The organism is Polaromonas sp. P1_E3 (assembly GCF_056405935.1).
This window is the reverse complement of sequence record NZ_JBFUBD010000274.1, coordinates 1-3,730: the sequence shown is the minus strand read 5'-3', so window position 1 is coordinate 3,730 and position 3,730 is coordinate 1. Positions and strand designations below refer to the sequence as shown.

Sequence of the window (3,730 nt, the reverse complement as noted above, 5' to 3'; positions counted from 1 at the left end):
GATGGGGACAGCCATTCGAAAGCTCGGCGATCTTGCCTGAGCCTGTTTTCGCTCAACACAACCAGAGGAGTTTTATGTTCGATGCGCTTTATATCGGTGCGACCGGCATGCAGGCCCAGCAGATGAATGTGGACACGATTGCCAACAATCTTGCCAACGTCAACACCACGGGGTTTAAAAAGGGCCGGCTGACGTTCTCGGACCTGGTCACGCGTTCGGCCGTGCCGCTCCCTTTGGCGGATGCCGGCGCGCCGCTGGGCCTCATGGACGCGGTTACCAGAGTGGGGGCGGGCGTTGGCATAGGCGGCATGGCCAAGCTTTTCGACATGGGCGACCTCAAGAAAACAGAGTCTGCGTTCGACGTAGCAATTGAAGGTGATGGCTTCATGGAAGTGACTTTGCCTGATGGGTCACAGGCTTATGCGCGCGGTGGCACGCTGAGAGTCAACAAGGAGGGCCTGCTGGCGACCCAGGCAGGCTATGCGCTGAAACCTGGCTTGAGTATTCCCGACAGTGCGCAGGCTTTGCTGATCGATCCGGATGGCACCGTGCGGGTGCGTCTGGCAAACCAGGCCACGCCTGTGGAGATCGGGCAGATTGACCTGGTGCGATTCTCCAATCCGCAAGCTCTGCTGGCGCAGGGGGACAACCTCTACCGGCCGACTGAAGCCGCCGGCGACCCGGTTGTCGGCAAACCTGGAGAAGAGGGCCTGGGCCGGATGGCTCAAGGATTTCTGGAAGGCTCCAACGTCAAGCTGGTTGACGAGATGGTGAACTTGATGATCGCGCAGCGCGCCTATGAAGCCAGCGTTAAGGTTGTACAGGCATCCGACGAGATGCTCGGCATGGTCAATGCGCTGCGTCGCTAAGAAAACACTGATGCGTGGTGTTCGTTTTTTTGGTTTTTTGCCTTCTGGTGCCGAGGCGGGTCTCTGCCTGCTTGCGCTCTGGGCGGCTCCCGTGCAGCCTCTTCAGGCACAAACCGCAGCGAGCATGGTGCGTATCAGCCTGCCGGGCCACGTGCAGGTCACCCACAGCGACGTGCGCTTGGGCGACGTTGCCAGCCTCGCCAGTCCGGACCCGACAACCCTGCGGCGCCTGATGAACTTGCCGCTGGGCCGTGCGCCGCGCGCCGGCCAGTCCTTTGTCCTGGAACGGGATGTCCTTGCGCGGTGGATACGGGGTCACGCCGGCCTTCAAGGGGATCAAATCGTCTGGCAGGGCGCTGCGTTCACTGACATCACCCTGCGCAGTCGTGACATATCCGGCGAGGATATCGTCGCCCTCGCGGACAAGACACTCCGGCAGCAACTGCGAGGCCAGCTACCGGACGGCACTCGCATCGAATTGCAGCCGGTGACCGTGCCGCGCGACCTGGCAGTCGCCGATGAACTGGTTGAGATCAATCCCCGTGCTCAGGGTGCGGCGGCGCTGGCTTCCAGAATGACGGTCTGGATCGATGTGGGCAGTGCTGGCAGAGTGCAAAGATCGGTGGCGGTCGTTTTTGAGGTTGCGGTCTACGGGCCGGTGGTGGTTGCCGCCAGAGACATTCCCGCAGGTGCGTCCCTCCTGGCGGGCGATGTGGAGCTGCGTGAACAAAACATTGCCGCAGCCGCAGCTTCGCAGAAAAATCCGGCGCGCCAGTTTTCTGACGGCCAGCGTTTGCGCCGCCCGATTCGGGCCGGCGAAACCTTGACGGCGGCCCACACGGAAGCCGTTCCCGATGTGGCGCGCGGGAGCTGGGCCGTGCTCGAGACGCGCCAAGCCGGCCTGAATGTGCAGAGCCGTGCGGAAGTGCTGCAGGACGGCCGCGCCGGCCAGATGGTTCAAGTCAAGCCTGTCAATGCCACTGCCAGTTTGTTAGCCCGGGTCGCAGGCCCGGGCCGTGTGGAGATGTACCCATGATTTTTTCAGCTTCCAAACCTGGCAATGAATTGCGGAACAACTTCGCGGCCGCGCGTGTGGCTGCGTTGGGGCTGATTCTGTGCTGCTGGGCCTGCCTGTTGCATGCGCAGGGTGTCARCCTCTACGATGAAAAGACCTATCGCCCCTTGACGGCCGACAACAAGGCCTTTCGCGTGGGAGATGTACTTACCGTCCAGGTGTTTGAAAACTCCAGTGCCAGCAGCAGCGCGGACACGGACACTCGAAGAAAAAACAGCCTGTCGGCAGACCTGAGCCACCGTGGCGAAACCAAAGCCCAGACGGGCGTCAACGTGGCCGGCGACTTTGATGGCGGCGGGCGTACCCAGCGCGCCAACCGGCTACTGGTCACTTTGTCTGTGACGGTTCGCGAGGTTTTGCCGAACGGCGACATGGCGGTGACGGGCGAGCAGATGTTGACGGTCAACCAGGAACCGCAACGCGTCACGCTCGAGGGGCGCGTTAGGCCCGTGGACGTGTCTGACGGCAACATCGTTCTTTCCACGAGACTGGCCGACGCGAAGATTACCTATGTCGGCGAGGGCGATATCGCTGAACGCAACCAGCGGCCCTGGTGGCGGAAATTGCTCGATTGGACAGGGTTTTGAAAATGGCGCTCACTTCATTTCTGCGATCGGGGTTTGCCTACCGGTTTCGCCTCATTCCGATGCTCATTTGCTGTGCGCTCAGTCTGGCTGCACCGGCTTCCCACGGTCAGGCTGGCCTGATCCGGATCAAAGACCTGGGCAAGCTCCAGGGGTGGCGAGACAACGCATTGACGGGTACCGGAATCGTGACCGGCCTCGCCGGAACGGGCGACTCACCGACGAACCGGGCCACCCGGCAGGCTTTGTCAAATGCGATGTCCCAGTTCAATCTCAGCGTGCCGCCTGAACAGATCCAAAGCCGGAATGTGGCTGTCGTCATGGTCAGCGCTTCGCTGCCGAGTTTCGCCCGGCCCGGAGACACATTGGACATCACGGTGTCTTCGACAGGCGATGCACGCAGCCTGGTGGGTGGCAGTTTGTTGCAAGTGCCGTTGAAAGCGGCGAACGGCCGTGTCTATGCACTGGCGCAGGGGCCGCTGTCGGTTGGAGGCTACCGTTATGACTCCAACGGCAACGTGTTGCAGAAGAACCACCCGACGGTGGGAGCGGTGCCCAATGGCGCGACCGTTGAGGTCGGAACGGCCAAAGCCGCCACGGAGCCCGGCTCCGCCAGCACCGCCGTTCCCAACGTAACCTTCCTGCTTGCCGAGCCGGACTACACGACGGCGAACCGGATTGCGTTGGCCATCAACACCCAGCTGGGTGCCAACCTGGCCCAGGCGCGCGACGCCTCAGGCATCGACATCGATGTGCCGGAGAGCCAGCGCGGCAGCCTGGTAGCTTTCCTGTCGCGCCTGGAGTCCGTCACGGTCGAGCCCGACAGGCGGGCCAAAGTGGTGATCAACGAACGCACGGGCACAGTCGTCGCGGGCGGGGATGTACGCATCGCCAAGGTAGCCATCACCCATGGTGACTTGAAGATCGCCATCACCGAGCAGAACAGCGTTTCGCAACCCTTCTTTATCGGCGAGGCCGGGCCGGGCGTTCGAACCGCCTTGGTCAGCAATACCCGGATCGATGTGGATGAGCGCAACGGCCCGGGTTTTGTGGCTGGCGGAACCACTGTGGCAGACCTGGTCCAGTCGCTCGCCAAACTAAAGACCAACACCCGCGACATCATCTCGATTCTGCGGGCCGTCAAGGCTGCCGGCGCCCTGCATGCCGAACTCGTCGTCCAGTAGTTCCGACGTCTACACCAG

General features: G+C 62.2%; 4 protein-coding genes. All 4 read left to right on the top strand.

The window, feature by feature from the left end; translation table 11 throughout:
• Positions 1-74: 74 nt before the first annotated feature.
• Genes flgG through AC1D0Z_RS17630 form a run of 4 tightly spaced genes read left to right on the top strand, consistent with a single transcriptional unit; the run spans position 75 to position 3,712 of the window.
• Positions 75-869, top strand: a complete 795-nt coding sequence (gene flgG / locus AC1D0Z_RS17645) for a flagellar basal-body rod protein FlgG (protein ID WP_477659503.1) — start codon at positions 75-77, stop codon at positions 867-869.
• 10 nt (positions 870-879) lie between these two features.
• Positions 880-1,905 carry a flagellar basal body P-ring formation chaperone FlgA gene (gene flgA, locus AC1D0Z_RS17640; RefSeq protein WP_477659502.1) on the top strand — a complete coding sequence of 342 codons (1,026 nt, stop codon included), beginning with the start codon at positions 880-882 and terminating at the stop codon, positions 1,903-1,905.
• Entirely contained in the window at positions 1,902-2,531 is a 630-nt protein-coding gene (locus AC1D0Z_RS17635; RefSeq protein WP_477659501.1) for a flagellar basal body L-ring protein FlgH, read from the top strand. Before flgA ends, AC1D0Z_RS17635 begins: the two co-directional genes overlap by 4 nt.
• Before the next feature lie 2 nt (positions 2,532-2,533).
• Positions 2,534-3,712 (top strand): flagellar basal body P-ring protein FlgI, encoded by a 1,179-nt coding sequence (locus AC1D0Z_RS17630; protein ID WP_477659500.1) that lies wholly within the window; start codon positions 2,534-2,536, stop codon positions 3,710-3,712.
• Positions 3,713-3,730 lie beyond the last annotated feature (18 nt).

What these genes read in the sequence shown, in the direction of transcription:
- flgG (WP_477659503.1), top strand. Translation starts at nt 75, where the DNA reads ATGTTCGATGCGCTTTATATCGGTGCGACCGGCATGCAGGCCCAGCAG.
- AC1D0Z_RS17630 (WP_477659500.1), top strand. Translation starts at nt 2,534, where the DNA reads ATGGCGCTCACTTCATTTCTGCGATCGGGGTTTGCCTACCGGTTTCGC.
- flgA (WP_477659502.1), top strand. Translation starts at nt 880, where the DNA reads ATGCGTGGTGTTCGTTTTTTTGGTTTTTTGCCTTCTGGTGCCGAGGCG.